The 17,218-nt window shown below is 69.2% G+C and carries 16 protein-coding genes; 9 read left to right on the forward strand and 7 right to left on the reverse strand.

Features of this window, described 5'->3' with window-relative positions:
• Positions 1 to 92: 92 nt before the first annotated feature.
• The 4 genes from ACQP06_RS02685 to ACQP06_RS02700 are packed head-to-tail and all read right to left on the reverse strand — an operon-like array spanning position 93 to position 4,718.
• A complete protein-coding gene (locus tag ACQP06_RS02685) occupies positions 93 to 1,136 on the reverse strand; it encodes an acyl-CoA dehydrogenase family protein (protein ID WP_433670218.1) in 1,044 nt (347 codons plus the stop codon).
• Positions 1,137 to 1,155: 19 nt separating this feature from the next.
• A complete protein-coding gene (locus ACQP06_RS02690; RefSeq protein WP_379280262.1) occupies positions 1,156 to 2,286 on the reverse strand; it encodes an acyl-CoA dehydrogenase family protein in 1,131 nt (376 codons plus the stop codon).
• Complete coding sequence (locus ACQP06_RS02695; protein WP_357089815.1) at positions 2,287 to 3,171, reverse strand: enoyl-CoA hydratase; 885 nt, start codon at positions 3,169 to 3,171, stop codon at positions 2,287 to 2,289.
• Entirely contained in the window at positions 3,168 to 4,718 is a 1,551-nt protein-coding gene (locus ACQP06_RS02700) for a FadD3 family acyl-CoA ligase (RefSeq protein WP_433670221.1), read from the reverse strand. Before ACQP06_RS02700 ends, ACQP06_RS02695 begins: the two co-directional genes overlap by 4 nt.
• Before the next feature lie 71 nt (positions 4,719 to 4,789).
• Between ACQP06_RS02700 and ACQP06_RS02705 the strand changes: the two genes are divergently transcribed.
• The 8 genes from ACQP06_RS02705 to ACQP06_RS02740 all read left to right on the forward strand — a co-directional run bounded on the left by ACQP06_RS02705 (position 4,790) and on the right by ACQP06_RS02740 (position 13,662).
• Positions 4,790 to 6,010: an acyl-CoA dehydrogenase family protein gene (locus ACQP06_RS02705; RefSeq protein ID WP_433673220.1), complete on the forward strand. Its 1,221-nt coding sequence runs from the start codon at positions 4,790 to 4,792 to the stop codon at positions 6,008 to 6,010.
• Positions 6,007 to 6,801: an SDR family oxidoreductase gene (locus ACQP06_RS02710; protein WP_213558297.1), complete on the forward strand. Its 795-nt coding sequence runs from the start codon at positions 6,007 to 6,009 to the stop codon at positions 6,799 to 6,801. Before ACQP06_RS02705 ends, ACQP06_RS02710 begins: the two co-directional genes overlap by 4 nt.
• 252 nt (positions 6,802 to 7,053) lie before the next feature.
• Positions 7,054 to 7,758 (forward strand): hypothetical protein, encoded by a 705-nt coding sequence (locus ACQP06_RS02715; RefSeq protein ID WP_433670223.1) that lies wholly within the window; start codon positions 7,054 to 7,056, stop codon positions 7,756 to 7,758.
• 91 nt (positions 7,759 to 7,849) lie between these two features.
• Positions 7,850 to 8,458 carry a TetR/AcrR family transcriptional regulator gene (locus ACQP06_RS02720; RefSeq protein WP_357089804.1) on the forward strand — a complete coding sequence of 203 codons (609 nt, stop codon included), beginning with the start codon at positions 7,850 to 7,852 and terminating at the stop codon, positions 8,456 to 8,458.
• 49 nt (positions 8,459 to 8,507) lie between these two features.
• Entirely contained in the window at positions 8,508 to 9,659 is a 1,152-nt protein-coding gene (locus tag ACQP06_RS02725; RefSeq protein WP_433673221.1) for an acetyl-CoA C-acetyltransferase, read from the forward strand.
• 131 nt (positions 9,660 to 9,790) lie between these two features.
• On the forward strand, positions 9,791 to 11,626 hold the full coding sequence (locus ACQP06_RS02730; protein ID WP_433670225.1) for a multicopper oxidase family protein: 1,836 nt from the start codon (positions 9,791 to 9,793) through the stop codon (positions 11,624 to 11,626).
• A 65-nt stretch (positions 11,627 to 11,691) separates the two neighbouring features.
• Positions 11,692 to 12,108 (forward strand): hypothetical protein, encoded by a 417-nt coding sequence (locus ACQP06_RS02735; RefSeq protein WP_433670227.1) that lies wholly within the window; start codon positions 11,692 to 11,694, stop codon positions 12,106 to 12,108.
• Positions 12,109 to 12,282: 174 nt separating this feature from the next.
• Entirely contained in the window at positions 12,283 to 13,662 is a 1,380-nt protein-coding gene (locus ACQP06_RS02740) for a uracil-xanthine permease family protein (RefSeq protein WP_433670229.1), read from the forward strand.
• Here ACQP06_RS02740 and ACQP06_RS02745 read toward each other — a convergent pair.
• Positions 13,651 to 14,514 (reverse strand): metallophosphoesterase family protein, encoded by an 864-nt coding sequence (locus tag ACQP06_RS02745; protein WP_433670231.1) that lies wholly within the window; start codon positions 14,512 to 14,514, stop codon positions 13,651 to 13,653. The two genes, ACQP06_RS02740 and ACQP06_RS02745, sit on opposite strands and share 12 nt — an antisense overlap.
• 36 nt (positions 14,515 to 14,550) lie before the next feature.
• Here ACQP06_RS02745 and ACQP06_RS02750 point away from each other — a divergent pair, with 36 nt between their 5' ends.
• Positions 14,551 to 15,387: an SDR family NAD(P)-dependent oxidoreductase gene (locus tag ACQP06_RS02750; protein ID WP_404205189.1), complete on the forward strand. Its 837-nt coding sequence runs from the start codon at positions 14,551 to 14,553 to the stop codon at positions 15,385 to 15,387.
• Positions 15,388 to 15,463: 76 nt separating this feature from the next.
• On the opposite strand, the gene ACQP06_RS02755 is transcribed toward ACQP06_RS02750, so the two are convergent.
• Positions 15,464 to 16,378 (reverse strand): SDR family oxidoreductase, encoded by a 915-nt coding sequence (locus ACQP06_RS02755; RefSeq protein ID WP_433670232.1) that lies wholly within the window; start codon positions 16,376 to 16,378, stop codon positions 15,464 to 15,466.
• 30 nt (positions 16,379 to 16,408) lie between these two features.
• The gene (locus ACQP06_RS02760; protein WP_433670233.1) at positions 16,409 to 17,203 is read right to left on the reverse strand and encodes an SDR family oxidoreductase; all 795 of its coding nucleotides are present in this window, start codon (positions 17,201 to 17,203) and stop codon (positions 16,409 to 16,411) included.
• Positions 17,204 to 17,218 lie beyond the last annotated feature (15 nt).

Genomic DNA, 17,218 nt, shown 5'->3' on the forward strand with positions numbered 1-17,218 from the left:
CAACGGGTAATAGGTGCTCATGCTGCGCATATTCGGTATGAGCGAGGGCCCTGCGTGGTTACGCTGCGCTACCGCCTCCGGGCCTGACTCGCTCATGCCACGTTGCCGGCGCGCAGGGCGGCGGCGATGCGGGCGCGGTGCTCGGCCGGGGTGCCCCAGGCCGAACGCAGGGCGGTGACCTTGGTCAGCCACAGCGACAGATCGCATTCGGCGGTGTAGCCGATCGCGCCGTGCACCTGCAGCGCGATGCGCGCGGTCTGGTACGCCGCCTCGCCGCAGGCCAGCTTGGCCGCGGAGACGTCGCGACCGCGGGTCTCGGCGTCCGCGCCCGACTCCAGGGTCAGGGCGGCGCGGTAGAGCAGCGGCAGCGCCATCTCCAGGCCGATGTGGGCATTGGCCAGGTGGTGCTTGATGGCCTGGTTGCGGCCGATCGGGGTACCGAACTGCTGGCGCTGCTTCACGTACTCGACGCTGGTGTCCAGCATGGCCCGGCCCGCGCCGAGCAGCTGCGCGGCGGCGGCCAGGGCGGCGGTGTCGAAGGCCAGATCGATGGCGGCGCTGACGCCTTCGCCCTCGGCCAGGGTCTCGCCCGCGGTCACGGTGTACAGGCGGCGCGCGGCATCCACCGACGTGACCAGGTCACCGGCGGTGCCCACCGCGATGCGGTCGCCCTCGGCGATCAGCACCAGGTCGGCCACATCGGCGTCCAGCGCGGTGGCGGCGCCGGCGGAGCGGCCCGCGTTGGCACCCGCCGCTGCGGTCAGCGCCAGGGTGCCCAGCTTCGCGCCCTCGGCCAGCTCCGGCAGCTTCTCGGCGGCGAGCGCCGAGTCCGGAAGCGCCTGCAGCAGTGCGGGAATCGCGGCGGCGGTCTCCACCAGCGGACCCGGCACGGCGGCCCGGCCGATCTCGGTGAAGGCCACGATCATCTCGACCGGACCGGCGCCGAAGCCGCCGTTGTCCTCGGAGACGGTCAGGCCCAGCGCGCCCGCCTCGGCCAGCTGGCCGATCAGCGCGCGCCCGGCGGCGGCCTCGCCCTCGCCCCACGCCCGGACCACGCCCGGCGTCTTGGCGGCCTCGCCCATCTTGCGCAGGCTGGCGGCGAAATCGTTCTGTTCTGCGGTCAATGCGAATCGCATGTCGTCGTCCTCCCTGTGGCTATCGCGGCAGGCCGAGCAGGCGTTCGGCGATGATGTTGCGCTGGATCTCGTTGGTGCCGGCGTAGATCGGGCCCGCCAGCGAGAACAGGTAGCCGTCGGTCCACGCCGACTCCTGCTCCGCGGCCGCGCCGTGCAGATCGAGCGCGGTCTCGTGCATGGCGATGTCCAGATCCGACCAGAACACCTTGTTCACCGAGGACTCCGCGCCCAGCTGGCCGCCGTCGGCCAGACGGGTCACGGTGGCCCAGGTGTTGAGGCGGTACGCCTCCGCGCCCACCCACGCGTCGACCACGCGGTCGGCGGCGGCGGTGTCGGATTCGGCGGCCGAGCCCGTCCACAGCTCGATCAGCTTGCGGGCGGTGGCGTTGAACCGGCCGGGCGCGCGCAGCGACAGACCGCGCTCGTTGCTCGAGGTCGCCATGGCGACCTTCCAGCCGTTGTTCGCCTCGCCGATCACGTCCTGATCCGGCACGAACACGTTGTCCAGGAAGATCTCCGCGAAGCCCGGCTCGCCGTCCAACTGCGGAATCGGGCGCACCGTGATGCCCTCGGCGGTGAGCGGGAACATCAGGTAGGTGAGGCCGCGGTGGCGCTCGGCCTCCGGGTCACTGCGGAACAGGCCGAAACCCCAGTCCGCGAACGAGGCCCGCGAGCTCCAGGTCTTCTGACCGTTGAGCAGCCAGCCGCCCTCGGTGCGCTTGGCGGTGGAGCGGATACCGGCCAGGTCGGAACCGGCCTCCGGCTCGGACCAGGCCTGCGCCCAGATGTCGTCGGCGCGCGCCATTCTCGGCAGGATGCGGGCCAGCTGCTCGGGCGAACCGTGCTCGAACAGGGTGGGCGCCAGCAGGAAGATGCCGTTCTGCGAGACACGACCGGGCGCGCCCGCGGCGTAGTACTCCTCCTCGAAGATGACCCATTCGGTCAGCGAGGCGTCGCGGCCGCCGTACTCGGCGGGCCAGGCCACACACGACAGGCGGGCGTCGGCCAGCTTGGCCTCCCACTCGCGGTGCAGTTCGAAACCGGCCTTGGTGTCCATGGACGGCAGGGGAGCGGCGGGCTTGTTGGCCGCCAGGAAGTCGCGCACCTCGGCGCGGAATTCCTCGGTCTTGCTGTCGAATTCGAGATCCACTTACTTTGCCCTGTCGTTGGTGGTAGCGGCAGCCTTCATGGACTTGGCGTCCATACCGCCCAGTGAGCCGGTGCCGACCTCGGCGTTGTGCGCGTGCGCGAAGTGATGCAGCCCGAACACGGAATCCATGCCCGCGCGCATCCCCATCAGGTCCTCGCACTGGTTGACGGCCTTCTTGGTGAGTGCCAGCCCGAACTGCGGCATCTCCGCGATCTTCTCGGCGAGCGCGAAGGTCTGCGCCTCCAGCTCCTCGCGCGGGACAACGCGATTCAGCATGCCCCACTCGTAAGCCTGTGCCGCGGTGAAGCGCTCACCGGTGAACAGCACCTCCTTGGCGCGGCGCGGACCCAGCACCCACGGGTGCGCGAAGTACTCGACGCCCGGAATGCCCATGCGCACCACCGGATCGGAGAAGAACGCGTCCTCGGAGGCCACGATCATGTCGCAGGCCCACGCCAGCATGAGCGCGCCCGCGATGCACGCGCCCTGCACCATGGCGATGGTCGGCTTGGGGATCTCCCGCCAGCGCCGGCACATGCCCAGGTACACCTCGGACTCGCGCGCGAACCGCTGATCGCCGCCCGGCCGGTCCACGTGGTCCCACCACATGACGGCCTGGTTCTCGTAGGAGATGTGGTGGTCGCGGCCCTGCGTGCCGATGTCGTGCCCGGCGCTGAAATGCTTTCCGGCCCCGGCCAGGACGATCACCTTGACCTCGGCGTCCTCGACGGCCTTGGTGAAGGCGGCGTCGAGGGCGTAGGTCATGACCGAGTTCTGCGCGTTGCGGAAGTCCGGCCGGTTCAGCGTGACGACCGCGATCGGGCCGCGCTTCTCGTAGAGGACGACTTCGCCCTCATCGGGGATGGGCCCCAATTCCTGGCTCACGCCTTCTCCTCATCACGTAGGTTGCGCTTCAGGACCTTTCCCGCCGCGTTGTAGGGCAGCGCGTCGCGGAACTCCACGAAGCGCGGCACCTTGAAGTTGGCCAGCATGGTCTTGGCCTGCGCGATCACGTCCTCGGCGGTGAGCTCCGAGCCCGCCCGGCGCACCACGTACACCTTGCCGACCTCGCCCATGCGCTCGTCGGGCACGCCGATGACCGCGGTCTCGGCGACGCCCTCGATGCGGGCCATGGCCTGCTCCACCTCGGCGGGATACACATTGAAGCCGCCGGAGATGTACATGTCCTTGAGCCGGTCGGTGACCTTCATGTACCCGCGCTCGTCGATCACCGCGACATCGCCGGTGTGCAGCCAGCCGTCCGGATCGATGGTGGCGGCGGTGGCCTGCGGGTCGTCGAGGTAGCCGCGCATCACCTGGTCGCTGCGCAGCAGCAGTTCGCCGTTGTCGGCCAGCTTCATCTCGAAGCCGTCGATGGTGCGGCCGCAGGTGTTGGCGATGGTCTCGCTGGAGTCCTCGGGGCGGCACATGGTGCCGAAGCCGCCGGACTCGGTCTGGCCGTAGGCGGTCAGCACCACGTCGAAAGTCAGCTCCGAGCGCAGTCTTTCGATGAGCACCACCGGCACGGTGGCCGCACCGGTCACCGCGACGCGCAGGCTGGACAGATCCGCGGCATCCCGCTGGGGGTGATCGAGGATGGTCTGGTGAATGGTCGGCGGGCCGGTGAGCACGGTGATGCGCTCGGCGGCGATCAAGCGCATGGTCTCGGGCACGTCGAACACGGCCTGCGGCACGATGGTCGCGCCGGTGGCCAGGCAGGTGATGATGCCCGCCTTGTAGCCGAAGCTGTGGAAGAACGGCGGCACCACCAGGTAGCGGTCGTCGCTGTTCAGGGTGGCGCAGTCGGCCCAGGCCCGGGCGCTGGTCAGCAGCTGGTGGTGCGCGATGAGCGCGCCCTTGCTGCGTCCGGTGGTGCCCGAGGTGAACAGGATGTCGGAAAGATCGTCCGGCGACACCGATTCCGCGCGCGCCACGACCTCGTCGAGGCTGACGGTCTCGGCCACCTTGCCCAGATCGGACCAGGCGATGGCGTTCTCGACGGGAGCCTCGCCCTCGACCGGAATCACGACGATCGTCTCGATGCCCAGTTCCGGTGCGTGCGCCCGCAATTCGGCCAGCCGATCGCGGCCGAGGAACTCACCGGCGATGAACAGCGCCTTGGCGTGCACCCGCGACAGCGTGTCCGCCGCCTCGTCCGCGACGTACCGCGTGTTCAGCGGCACGATGGTCGCGCCCACGTAGTGGGCGGCCAGTACCGCGGTCACCCAGTGGTGGGTGTTGGGCGCCCAGATGCCGATGCGATCGCCGCGTTCGATACCGCGGGCCATGAGCGCACGGGCGGTCTCACGGACCGAGTCCAGCAGTTGCGACCAGCTCAGTCGCACGGCACCGTCGGCGACGGCGGGCGCGTCACCGTAGGCGTCCGCCGCCGCGTGCAGAGCGAGCGGTGTGGTCTGCGGAGGAGATGTCACTGGGCTTCCTCGCTGTCCGGGAATGGGTCTAACAAAGCAAGTGCTTGGTAGGTTACTCTACCGACGTGAGCATGATCCAGACCCCCGAACCGGCCAGCGGGATCGAACCCGCGGAGGATGCCGCATTCCGCGCCGAGGTGCGTGATTGGCTGGAAGAGAACCTGAACGGCCAGTTCCGCGAGCTGCGCGGGCTCGGTGGTCCCGGGCGCGAGCACGAGGCTTTCGAGGAGCGGCTCGAATGGGACCGCGCCCTCGCCGCCGCCGGGCTGACCTGCCTGGGCTGGCCCAAGGAGTGGGGCGGTCGCGACGCCACCCTGCGCCAGCAGGTCATCTTCCACGAGGAATACGCCAAGGCCGACGCCCCGGCCCGGGTCTCGCACCTGGGTGAGGAACTGCTCGGCCCGACCGTTCTGGCCTTCGGCACCGAGGAGCAGAAGCAGCGCTTCCTGCCCGGCATCCGCAATGTCACCGAACTGTGGTGCCAGGGCTACTCGGAGCCGGGCGCGGGTTCGGACCTGGCGGCCGTCACCACCTCCGCCCAGCTCGAGGGCGACGAGTGGGTCATCAACGGCCAGAAGGTCTGGACCTCGCTGGCGCATCTGTCGGACTGGTGCTTCGTGGTCGCTCGCACCGAGAAGGGCTCGACCCGCCATCACGGCCTGTCCTATCTGCTCGTGCCCATGAAGCAGCCGGGCGTCGAGGTGCGGCCGATCATCCAGCTCACCGGGACCGCGGAATTCAACGAGGTCTTCTTCGAGAACGCCCGCACCGCCGCCGATCTGGTGGTCGGGCAGCCCGGCGACGGCTGGAAGGTCGCCATGGGCACGCTCACCTTCGAGCGCGGCATCTCCACGGTAGGCCAGCAGATCCGCTACGCGCGGGAGCTTGCCGATCTGGAGGCCGTGGCCAAGGAGAACGGCGCCATCGACAACCCGGTCATCGCCGATCGCCTGGACAAGGCGTGGGTCGGCCTGCGGGTGCTGCGCGCCCACGTGCTGCGCACCCTCGAGTCCGGCCACGACGGCGCGTCCGTGGACGCCCGCACCGCGGCCGGTCAGGCATCGGTCACCAAGCTGCTGTGGGCCAACTGGCACCGCGACCTCGGTGAGCTGGCCATGGACGTGCTCGGCGCGCCCGGCCTGATCGCCGACGGCGAGGGCGATGACCTGAACGCCTGGCAGCGCATGTTCCTCTTCACTCGCGCGGACACCATCTACGGCGGTTCGAACGAAGTGCAGCGCAATATCATCTCCGAGCGCGTGCTCGGACTTCCCCGAGAGGCTCGACCGTGACGGATCTGTCCACCGCCCCCGAAATCACCCCCGGCCACAACCTGCTCGCGGGCAAGATCGCGGTCGTGACCGCCGCCGCGGGCACCGGCATCGGTTCGGCCACCGCGCGCCGCCTGCTCTCCGAGGGTGCGGACGTGGTCGTCTCCGACTGGCACGAGCGTCGCCTGAAGGAGACCGAGGAGGCCCTGCAGGCCGAGTTCCCGGACCGCCGGGTCGCCTCCGTGCCGTGCGACGTCAGCTCCACCGAGCAGGTCGACGCCCTGATCGCCGGGGCCGTCGCCGCGTTCGGCCGCATCGACGTCATGGTCAACAACGCCGGTCTGGGCGGCGAGGTCCCGGTCGTCGACATGACCGACGAGCAGTGGGACAAGGTCCTCGACATCACCCTCAACGGCACCTTCCGCGCCACCCGCGCGGTGCTGAAGTACTTCCGCGAGGCGGGCCACGGCGGCGTCGTCGTGAACAACGCCTCGGTGCTCGGCTGGCGCGCCCAGCACGGCCAGGCCCACTACGCCGCCGCCAAGGCCGGCGTGATGGCGCTGACCCGCTGCTCGGCCGTCGAGGCCGCCGAGTACGGCGTGCGGATCAACGCGGTGGCCCCGTCCATCGCCCGCCACGCCTTCCTGGACAAGGTCACCTCGGGCGACCTGCTCGACCGTCTGGCCGCCGGTGAGGCCTTCGGCCGCGCCGCCGAGCCGTGGGAGGTGGCCGCCACCATCGCCATGCTCGCCAGCGACTACACCACCTACCTGACCGGTGAGGTCGTCTCCATTTCGAGTCAGCGCGCGTAATTCGTTTCGGGCTCGGCCGAATTAGTGCGTTCGGCCGATGCGAAATGCTGTGCCGTGCGGTCGCAGCTCTTCTCACTGCCGCGTTCCCTCCGGGGGACGCGGCAGTGCCCGTTTTACCCAAGAAATAAATGGCTGGCGCGCCGACCCTGTCGTTGTGCAATCCTGGTTTAGGCCGGTACCGCTAGTCGAAGGGCACGACCCATGGGTCCGGATCGCCGACAACAAGCACCTCCAGAACGAGCCCACGAGGAAATGGAACTCGAGCTGGTGCGCGAGGTCGTACTGGCGCGCCGCAGGCTCGACAATGTCGTTCTGGCCGCACTGACTTTGGGTGCGGAATTACTCGACCACGACTCGGAGTGCGCCACCGCCATGCGCGCGGCGCAGATCCTCGAACAACACGCCGTGGATGAATCGGACGTGACACGCGACCCGCGGGCCGCGTTGCGGCAGGACATGATTCGCGACCGCGATCGCGCCCGCCGCCTCGGTCTGTCCCGGGCCGCCGGGCATCCGGACACCGAGGCCGAACAACGCCGCCGAAAACGAACGGCCCTGCTGTGCGAGGTGCGGGCCGACCTGCTCGAGGTGGTCCGGACCTGCCGCCGCCTGCGCTACGACCACGTGGCCTTCGCCGACGGGATCGCGCAGGGATTGTGCGCCGCCACCGACAAATTGGTGGTCGGCGCGGATATGGAGACCTATCGCGCGTGGCAGCGCGGCATGGTGCTGAAGCTCATCGAGGAACCCGCGCGGGGAGGCGCCCCGCCCCGGGTGATGGCCACCGTGGACGCCGGTCCGGGCCGGGATCCGCTCACCGTCGAGTGGGACAGTCCCGAACGTCGATTGGCTCTGGTCGCGCGAATGGCCAGAGCGGGCATTTCGCCCGTGATCATCTGCGACCGCCTGCTGGCGGACCTGTCCGTGTCCTCGCCGCTGCGCTTCTCGATGCGTTGACCAGCCGAAGATTCGCGGCGCGTCTCGTTCCGGACCGAGTGGAGCGGGGGAGCGCCTGGACCAAGCAAATGCTTGGTTGTATATTGACGGAGTGACCCAACCAGACCCCTCCAAATCGGCACGTCGCACCGAGCTGCTCGGCCTCGCCGCGAACCTATTCGCGGAGCGTGGCCTGCGTGCCACCACGGTGCGCGACATTGCCGACGCGGCGGGGATTCTATCCGGGAGTCTGTACCACCACTTCGATTCCAAAGAAGCCATGGTGGACGAAATCCTGCGCGGGTTCCTCGACGACCTCTTCGGACGCTACCGCGAGATCGTGTCGGCCGGCGTGCCCGCGCGCGACACCCTCGAGGCCCTGGTCACCGCGTCCTACGAATCCTTCGACCGGTTCCACGCCGCCGTCGCCATCTACCAGGCCGAGGCCAAACGCCTCAGTGGCACTCCGCGATTCGACTACATCGCCGAATACAACAAGGAGTTCCGCGAGCTCTGGCACCAGGTGCTGGCCAAGGGCGTCGCCGACGGCAGCTTCCGTCCGGAGATGGACATCGAGCTGGCCTACCGGTTCCTGCGCGACACCGTCTGGGTGTCGGTGCGCTGGTACCAGCCCGGCGGCCGGATCACCGTGGACAACCTCGCCAAGCAGTACCTGACCATCGTTCTCGACGGGCTCACCAGCCCCGACCAGCGCGCCTAGAGCAGTAGGAGTTTTCATGTCAGCACCGTCCCGCCGCCAGTACTCGCCGATGCGTGAGGCGTACGTGATCGACGCCGTGCGCACCCCGGTCGGCAAGCGGGGCGGCTCGCTGTCCGCCGTGCACCCGGCCGACCTGGGCGCGGCCGCCATCAAGGGCCTGCTCGAGCGCCACAACCTGGACCCGGCCGCCGTGGACGACGTGGTGTTCGGCTGCTGCGACACCATCGGCCCGCAGGCCGGCAATATCGCCCGCTCCTCGTGGCTGGCCGCCGGCTACCCCGAGTCGGTGCCGGGTGTGACCGTGGACCGTCAGTGCGGTTCCTCGCAGCAGGCCATCACCTTCGGCGCGCAGGCCATCATGTCCGGCACCGCCGAGGTGATCGTGGCGGGCGGCGTGCAGAACATGAGCGCCATCCCGATCTCCGCGGCCATGCTGGCCGGCCAGCAGTACGGCTTCGACTCGCCGTTCGTCGGCGCGCAGGGCTGGGACCACCGCTACGGCACCGGTGAAGTGTCGCAGTTCAATTCGGCCACCATGATCGCCGAGAAGTGGGATATCTCCCGTCGGGAGATGGAGGAGTGGGCGCTGCGCAGCCACGACCGCGCCCGCAAGGCCATCGTGGACGGCAAGTTCGACCGCGAGATCATCCCGGTCGGCGAGTTCTCGATCGACGAGTGCCCGCGCGAGACCACCCTGGAGAAGATGGCCGGCCTGCAGCCGCTCGCCGAGGGCAGCCGCATCACCGCCGCGCTGGCCAGCCAGATCTCCGACGGCTCCAGCGCCACCCTGCTCGCCTCGGAGTGGGCGGTGCAGGAGTACGGCCTGACCCCGCGCGCCCGCATCCACCACGTGAGCGCCCGCGGCGCGGACCCGATCTTCATGCTCACCGCGCCGATCCCGGCCACCCAGTGGGCGCTGGAGAAGACCGGCCTCACCATCCACGACATGGACGTCATCGAGATCAACGAGGCCTTCGCCTCGGTCGTCCTGGCCTGGATCAAGGAGACCGGCGCCGACCCGGACAAGGTGAACGTCAACGGTGGCGCCATCGCGCTCGGCCACCCGCTGGGCGCCACCGGCGCCAAGCTGTTCTCGACCCTGCTCAACGAGCTGGAGCGGGTGAACGGCCGCTACGGTCTGCTCACCATCTGTGAGGGTGGCGGCACCGCCAACGTCACCATCATCGAGCGCCTGGGCTAGTCCCGCCCGACCGTTTCGAAAGCCGCACACCGGATTACGGTGTGCGGCTTTCGGCTTTGCGTGCCCGGCCCGTCGGTTATCGTCGAAGGCAGACCCGTTGACAGTCGGGCATTGTCCAGGGGTTGAGCTGGATGAACGAGAACCTGCCGCGACGGGGGTTCCTCTTGGGGGCCTTCGGATTCGCGGGCATGGGCTACCTGGCCGCGGCCGCGGCCGAACCGTCGCCCCTGCCGCCACCGCCGGTGCCGCTGCCGGCCATTCCGGCGCCCCCGGTGACGCCGTTCAACTACCACTCGCCGCCGTTGCGGCCTTTCGTCGACGAGCTGCCCATTCCCGAAACACGGCTGGCGGCAGGAGAATTGGATGCGATATCGGGGACGCACCGATACCATCGCGACCTCCCGGAAACCCGCAGCTGGGGCTTCGGTCGGCCGGTGCTCGGCCCGAACCTGGAGGCCGTGCGGGATCGAATGGCGCGCATCAGGTTTCGCAATCAGCTGGGCGAGCACGTGCTGGCCGCGCACGTGGACACCACCATGCACGGCGTCACCGAGGCGGATCGCACCGATCCACGCTTCACCGTGCATCTGCACGGCGGCGCGAATTCCCCGGGCGCCGACGGGCATCCGCTGATCGGCTGGCGCAATGGCGGCGGGCCGACCTTCACCTACGGCAATCGGCAGGAGGCGGCCACCCTCTGGTATCACGACCACGCCATGGGGATCACCAGATTGAACATCCAGGCCGGGCTGGCCGGAATGTATTACCTACGCGACGAATTCGACACCGGCCGCGACGACAATCCGGTCGGCCTGCCCAGCGGTGAATTCGAGATCCCGCTCATCGTGCAGGACCGCACGTTCAATGCCGACGGCAGCCTGCAACCCATGGTGGCCACCTATATTCCGCAGGGCTACAACCAATCCGGGCAGCTCGGCGACGTGTGCTGCGTGAACGGGGTGGCGTGGCCGCGGCTGGAGGTCCGGCGGACCGTCTACCGGTTCCGGCTGCTCAACGGATCCAATTCACGGCCCTATGTCTTCGAGTTCTCCAATGCCCAGCCGTTCTACGTCATCGGCGGTGACCTGGGGCTGCTCGACGCGCCGGTGATCGCGCCGTGGGTGCGGGTCAGCCCGGGGGAGCGGGTCGACCTGCTCGTCGATTTCCGCGGGATTCGCGACGGGGAGCACGTCGACCTGATCAACACCGCCCTCAACGATTTCGGCAATACCGTGTTCATGGCCCCCGAACTGCGGTCGGTCATGCGCTTCACGGGCGCGGGCGACGGGCCCGCCGCCGACCTCCCGCCCGTCCTGCGCGGCGGTCCGGGACTGCCCGATCCGCTGGAACCGACCCACCGGCCGGACTCGGTGCGCACCGTGACCCTGATGGGCCTCAACGACGATTCCCGGCCGGTGGTCTTCTCGACCATGATGGCGCTGAACAACCTGGCTTTCCTGAGCTCGGACATCGATCTGGCGCGGGCCGGGACCACCGAACGGTGGGACATCGTCAACACCACGCCCTTCGATCACCCCATCCACCTGCACCTGGCCCGGCTGCGGGTGATCGGCCGTCAGCCCATCCTGACCTCCGCCTACATCGCCGCCAACCATCCGCCCGGATTCGGGACCCGCTGGGCGCCGTCGGCCGACGCCTACGCCCTGGGGCCCGAACAAGGCCCGCCCCCTTGGGAAGTCGGCTGGAAGGACACCGTCGAGTGCCCGACCGACACCATCACCCGGGTGCTGGTGCGATGGCCGTCGGTGGTGGAACTCGGGTTCGATCCGGACGCCGTCGTCGCGGCGCCGCCGGGCGCGGAGGTGGTGGCGCCGCACCCGGACGCGGACATGGCCATGCCCGACGGGATGGCCGAGGCCGCGGAGGTGCGCGGCTACGTCTGGCACTGCCACAATCTCGACCACGCCGATCACGACATGATGCAGCGGATTCGTGTGCTGCCCTGACGAGCGGGTGCGCGAAGTTCTCGATGCCGCACGGCATCTCGTCGATCCCTCCTAGGCTTTCCCGCATGCCGAATTCGGTGGATGCTCGGTTCGAGGAGGTGGCGCGCTCGGCGCGTCAGGTCCAAGACGCGGTCGAGCGGGTCCGCGCCCGCGCCGCGGTGGACGGCGTGCGCGTCGAGGTGGCGTTCGACGGCCGGATCATCACCCTGGTGCTACCGGATTCCGGTATGGCACAGTCGATTACACGGGCACATGAGCGTGCGTACGCACGGGCGCGAGAGCGGGTCGCGGCCCTGCGCCGCGAGTTCACCGCCGATCCGACCGTGGCGGCGGCCCTGCGCCGATGGCTACCCGCGGCCGTCGATCCGTCGAATATCTGTGTCTCGCAGAATAGTTCCGGATCCGGCTCGGCGGAGACTCCGAATCCGTATGCGCTGCCGTTCGCCATCGGGCGGCGCTACGGCGTGGACCGGCGACGGTGAAGGTTGCGGGGCATTGTCTCGGCGGCGGGCCCGGACCGTGAATCCGGGCATTGGTGATCTTGAAGTCTCAGTGCCCGGCGTCGGGACCGGCCGCGTGGGGTCGTGAGCTGGAAGTTTGCTCGGATTATGATGGCCGCGAAGCACTTCGGACCTTCGGGAGAAAGCGGGCAGTTCATGGATTTGGGTGTCCGCTGGACGGTGCACGGCGACGGTCGCACGCCCGCACCGGGAGCCGTGGTGCGGCCCGACGAGCGGCTGTCCTGGCCGCGCACCTTCGGCCTCGGCGCGCAGCATGTGGTGGCGATGTTCGGCGCGAGCTTCGTCGCGCCGGTCCTGATGGGGCTGGATCCCAACCTCGCCATCATGATGTCCGGCGTCGCGACCGCCCTGTTCCTGCTGGCCACGCGCGGCCGGGTGCCCAGCTATCTGGGCTGCTCACTGTCTTTCGTCGGCGTGGCCGCGGTGATCCGGGCGCAGGGTGGCAGTAGCGCCACGGTGACCGGGGCCTGCCTGGTGGTCGGGGCCGCACTGTTCCTGATCGGCCTGGCCGTGCAGCGCTTCGGCGCGCGCGTCATCCACGCCGCCATGCCGCCCGTGGTGACCGGCGCGGTGGTCATGCTGATCGGCTTCAACCTGGCCCCGGTCACCGCCACGACCTACTGGCCGCAGGACCAGTGGACCGCGCTGCTGGTCATGCTGTTCACCGGGCTGGCGGTGGTGGCGCTGCGTGGCTTCTTCGCGCGCATCGCCATCTTCCTGGGCCTGGTGTTCGGGTACGGGCTGTCCTGGCTGCTGGACCGGGTGTTCGGGCGGATCCACTCCGCCGACGGCAGCGGCAAGGTCACCGACCACTGGCGGCTCGATCTTTCCGGTGTGGCCCATGCGGATTGGATCGGACTGCCCAGTTTCCATGCCCCGGCCTTCCAGTGGTCGGCCGTCCTGGTGGCCCTGCCCGTGGTGATCGCGCTGGTCGCCGAGAACGCCGGGCACGTGAAGGCGGTCGGCGAGATGACCGGGGGCGACCTCGACGACAAGCTCGGCACCGCCATCGCCGCCGACGGCGCGGCGTCCATGCTGTCCACCGCGGTCGGCGGCCCACCCAACACCACCTACTCCGAGAACATCGGGGTCATGGCCGCCACCCGGGTGTACTCCACGGCCGCCTACTGGGCCGCCGCGTTCTTCGCCCTGCTGTTCGGCCTGTGTCCCAAGTTCGGGGCCATCGTCGCGGCCATCCCCGGCGGCGTGCTGGGCGGGATCACCGTCATCCTCTACGGCATGATCGGCCTGCTCGGCGCGCAGATCTGGACCAATGCCCGGGTCGATCTGCGCAATCCGCTGAACCTGGTCCCGGCCGCGGCGGGCCTGATCATCGGCATCGGCGATGTGAGCATGAAGTTCACCGACACCTTCACCCTGAGCGGCATCGCGCTGGGCGCCCTGGTCGTCATCACCGGCTACCACGTGCTGCGCGTGTTCGCCCCCGCGCACTTCAAGGGGGAGGAGCCCCTGCTGGACGAGGGCACCTCCTCCTACGACGAATCAGGCGGGTAGCGAACGGGGTTCGGCCGTGTCCGCCCCGGCATAGGGGAGTTGCAGGACATACCAGGTGTGGTCGGTCGAATACTCCAGGTACTGCGAGGCGTCCGGATCGCAGGCCAGGCCCTCGACCCGGGTCCAGTCGCCGTCACCGGCGGCGATGGTGTCGGTGTAGCGGACATGCAGGTGGCCGTGGAAGAGCAGGTCCGGCCGCAGGGCGCCCACGACGGTCTGGATGCGGTCCTGGTTGGGAAAGCACTCGGGCTTGTCCTTGCGATTCCACTTCGGTTGCGAGGCGCGCGGTTTGTCATGGGTGAGCAGCACGTCCACCGGCGAGCTGTCGGCCGCGAGCAGCTCGGCCAGCTCGTCGTCGGTCATCTCCTCCTCCGGAAACCACAGCGTGCCGGCGGTATCCGGGCGTTTCGAGGAACCGTAGCGACGGCGCTTGTCGAGCTGGGCGGCCTTGCGCGCCTCCCAGGCCAGACGGCGGCCCTTGTCGGTGGAGCGGGCCCCACCGAACGCGGCGAAAGTGGTGCCCTCCCACGTCCAGCGGTGTCCGCGGGGCGCGTACCGCAGGTGCTTGCGGCAGATCAGGAAGCCCTCGTCGTCGCGCTGCTTGTCGTAGAGCTCGTGCAGCAGCGAGGTCTTGTCGTGGTTGCCGTCGAGGAAGTACACGGTGATCCCGGCCTTCTTGGCCGCCTTGTTCACCACGTCGAAGTACCGCCGTCCGGCGGGCGTGTGCTCCCAGGCCCCGAAGTCGCCGACCGCGAACAGCTTCGCGCAGTCACGGTGTGCCGCGACCCGCACCAGCTTCAGCGCGTGCTCGGTGTTCCCGTGCAGGTCTCCGACAATCAGGACATTCCCCATCGCCACATCGTGGCATGACGGAATTAGGCTGACCACATGAATTCTGTGTTGGTCACCGGAGCGGCCCGCGGTATCGGAAAAGCCATCTGCCTGCGGATGGCGCAGCGGGGCTGGCAGGTCTACGCGGGCGTCCGCAAGCTCTCCGACGGCGAGGCCCTGACCGCCGCGAATCCCGCCATCACCCCTGTCGTCCTGGACGTCACCGACCCCGATCAGATCGCGGCCCTCGACGCGGCGCTGCCCGCCGACCTCACCGCCGTGGTCAACAACGCGGGCGTCGTCGTCGACGGCCCCGTGGAGCTGCTCACCCAGGAGGAACTCCGAAACCAGTTCGAGGTCAATGTCTTCGGCGCGGTCGCCGTCACCCAGGCCGTCCTCCCGCGCCTGCGCGCCACTCGAGGCCGGGTGGTCTTCATCTCCTCGCTGTCCGGCCGCATCTCCACCCCCGGCACCGGCGCGTACAACGCGTCCAAGTTCGCGCTCGAGGGCCTGGTCGACGCCCTGCGAGTGGAGCTGCGCCCCTGGGGAATCCGCACCTCGCTGATCGAGCCCGGCCCGATCGCCACCGACCTCTGGTTCGGCGCGACCGATATGGTCGACTCCACCACCGCCCACCTCACCGATGACCAGCGCACCCTCTACGCCGCGCACCTCGCGGGTCTGCGCCGGATGTCCCAGCAGGTCCCCAAGATCGCCGCCCCGGTCGAGTCGGTGGTCAAGGAGGTCGAAAAGGCGCTCACCGCAAAGCGACCGAGCGCCCGCTACATCCCCGGCCTCGCCGGAAAGGTCCAGGTGGTCGCTACCGCCCTGACCCCGACCCCGGTGCTGGACACCCTCTTCGCCCTGGTCTCGGGCATCAGCAAGAAGAAGTAGCGGCGGCCGAGAAAACAGAACCGCCGGTACCCATCGAGACGGGTACCGGCGGTCGAAGCGCTTCGGGCGGTGCGTATTACGCGCCGTAGACCGGCTCCGGGGTGACGGCCTTGGCGAGCAGGTCGTTCACGACCGGGCCCAGGTCGGCCGGGTTCCAGCGGGCACCGCGATCGACGGAGACGCCGTGACGGTGGCCGTCCATGACGGTGACCTTGCCGGCCTCTACCTCGAACATACGGCCGGTGACGGCGGCGGACTCGGCGCTACCCAGCCAAACCACCAGGGGGGAGACGTTTTCCGGGGCCATGGCGTCGAAGCCGCCGTCCTCGGGAGCCGCCATGGTCTCGGCGAACACGGTTTCGGTCATGCGGGTGCGCGCGGCCGGGGCGATGGCGTTCACGGTAATGCCGTAGCGACCCATTTCGGCAGCGGCGGTAATGGTCAGGCCTGCGATACCGGCCTTGGCGGCGGAGTAGTTGCCCTGACCGACCGAACCGAGCAGACCCGCGCCCGAGCTGGTGTTGATGACGCGCGCCTGGGGCTGACGGCCCGCCTTGGACTCGTTGCGCCAGTATTCGGCGGCGTGACGCATCGGGGCGAAGTGGCCCTTGAGATGCACCTTGATGACCGCGTCCCACTCGTCTTCGCCGAGGTTGACCAGCATACGGTCGCGGACGATACCGGCATTGTTCACCAGAACGTCCAGACCGCCGAAGGTCTCGATGGCGGTGGAGACCAAACGACGCGCACCCTCCCAATCGGAGACATCGTCACCGTTCACCACGGCTTCGCCACCCGCGGCACGAATCTCCTCGACCACCTTCGCGGCACCGGAGTCCGGCTTGGGCGTGCCGTCGAGCTCGGCACCCAGGTCGTTCACCACGACCTTGGCGCCGGCGGCGGCGAAAGCCAGCGCGTGCGCGCGGCCGATGCCCTGACCCGCACCGGTCACGATGACGACGCGGCCGTCGCAGATCTTCTTGTCCGTCATATCGATTACCTCTTCGTGTGTTCGGTCGGTCTAGTGGCCTGAGACGGCGGGGACGTCCGCGGTGGAGGCTTCCAGGAAGGCGGGCTTCTCGCCGCCGCCGTGCACCAGCAGCGCGCTGCCGGTGACATAGGACGCGAGCGGGGAGGCCAGGAAGGCGGCGGTGCGGCCGATGTCCTCCGGGGTCGCCATGCGCCCCATGGGCACCGTGGCGCTGACCGAGGCGATGCCGTCCTCGTCGCCGTAGTGCAGGTGCGAGGACTCGGTGTTGACCAGGCCGCAGATGACGGAGTTCATCCGGACCTTGGGCGCCCATTCCACCGCGAGCGACGAAACCAGGCTGTCCACACCGGCTTTGGCGGCGCCGTAGGCCGCGGTGCCGGGGGAGGGCCGGTGCCCGGAGACGCTGGAGATCATCACGATCGAACCGCCGGTGTCCTGCTTCTGCATGACCTCGTTGGCGATCTGCGAAACCAGCAGCGGCGCGAGCAGGTTCAGCTGCACGATCTTCGAGTGGAAGTTGGCGCTGGCGTCGGCGGCCAGGGCGAAGGGCGCGCCGCCGGCGTTGTTCACGACGGTGTCCAGGCGCCCGTACTTCTCGACGATCGTCTCGACGAGCCCGCGCACCGAATCCACATCGCGCACGTCGCACGGCAGGAAGTCGATGGTGCGGCCATTGCTCTCGACGGGGGTGTCGCCGGGGCGTCGCGCGCAGGCCACCACGGTCGCGTCCGCGTCCAGGAACACCCGGCTGATGCCGGCGCCGACGCCGCGCACGCCGCCGGTGACCAAGACGACCGAGCCGGACAGGTTTACTTCGATTCCCACCGTGCTAACCTACCA

Source organism: Nocardia sp. CA-136227, assembly GCF_050955695.1.
Classification (GTDB): domain Bacteria; phylum Actinomycetota; class Actinomycetes; order Mycobacteriales; family Mycobacteriaceae; genus Nocardia.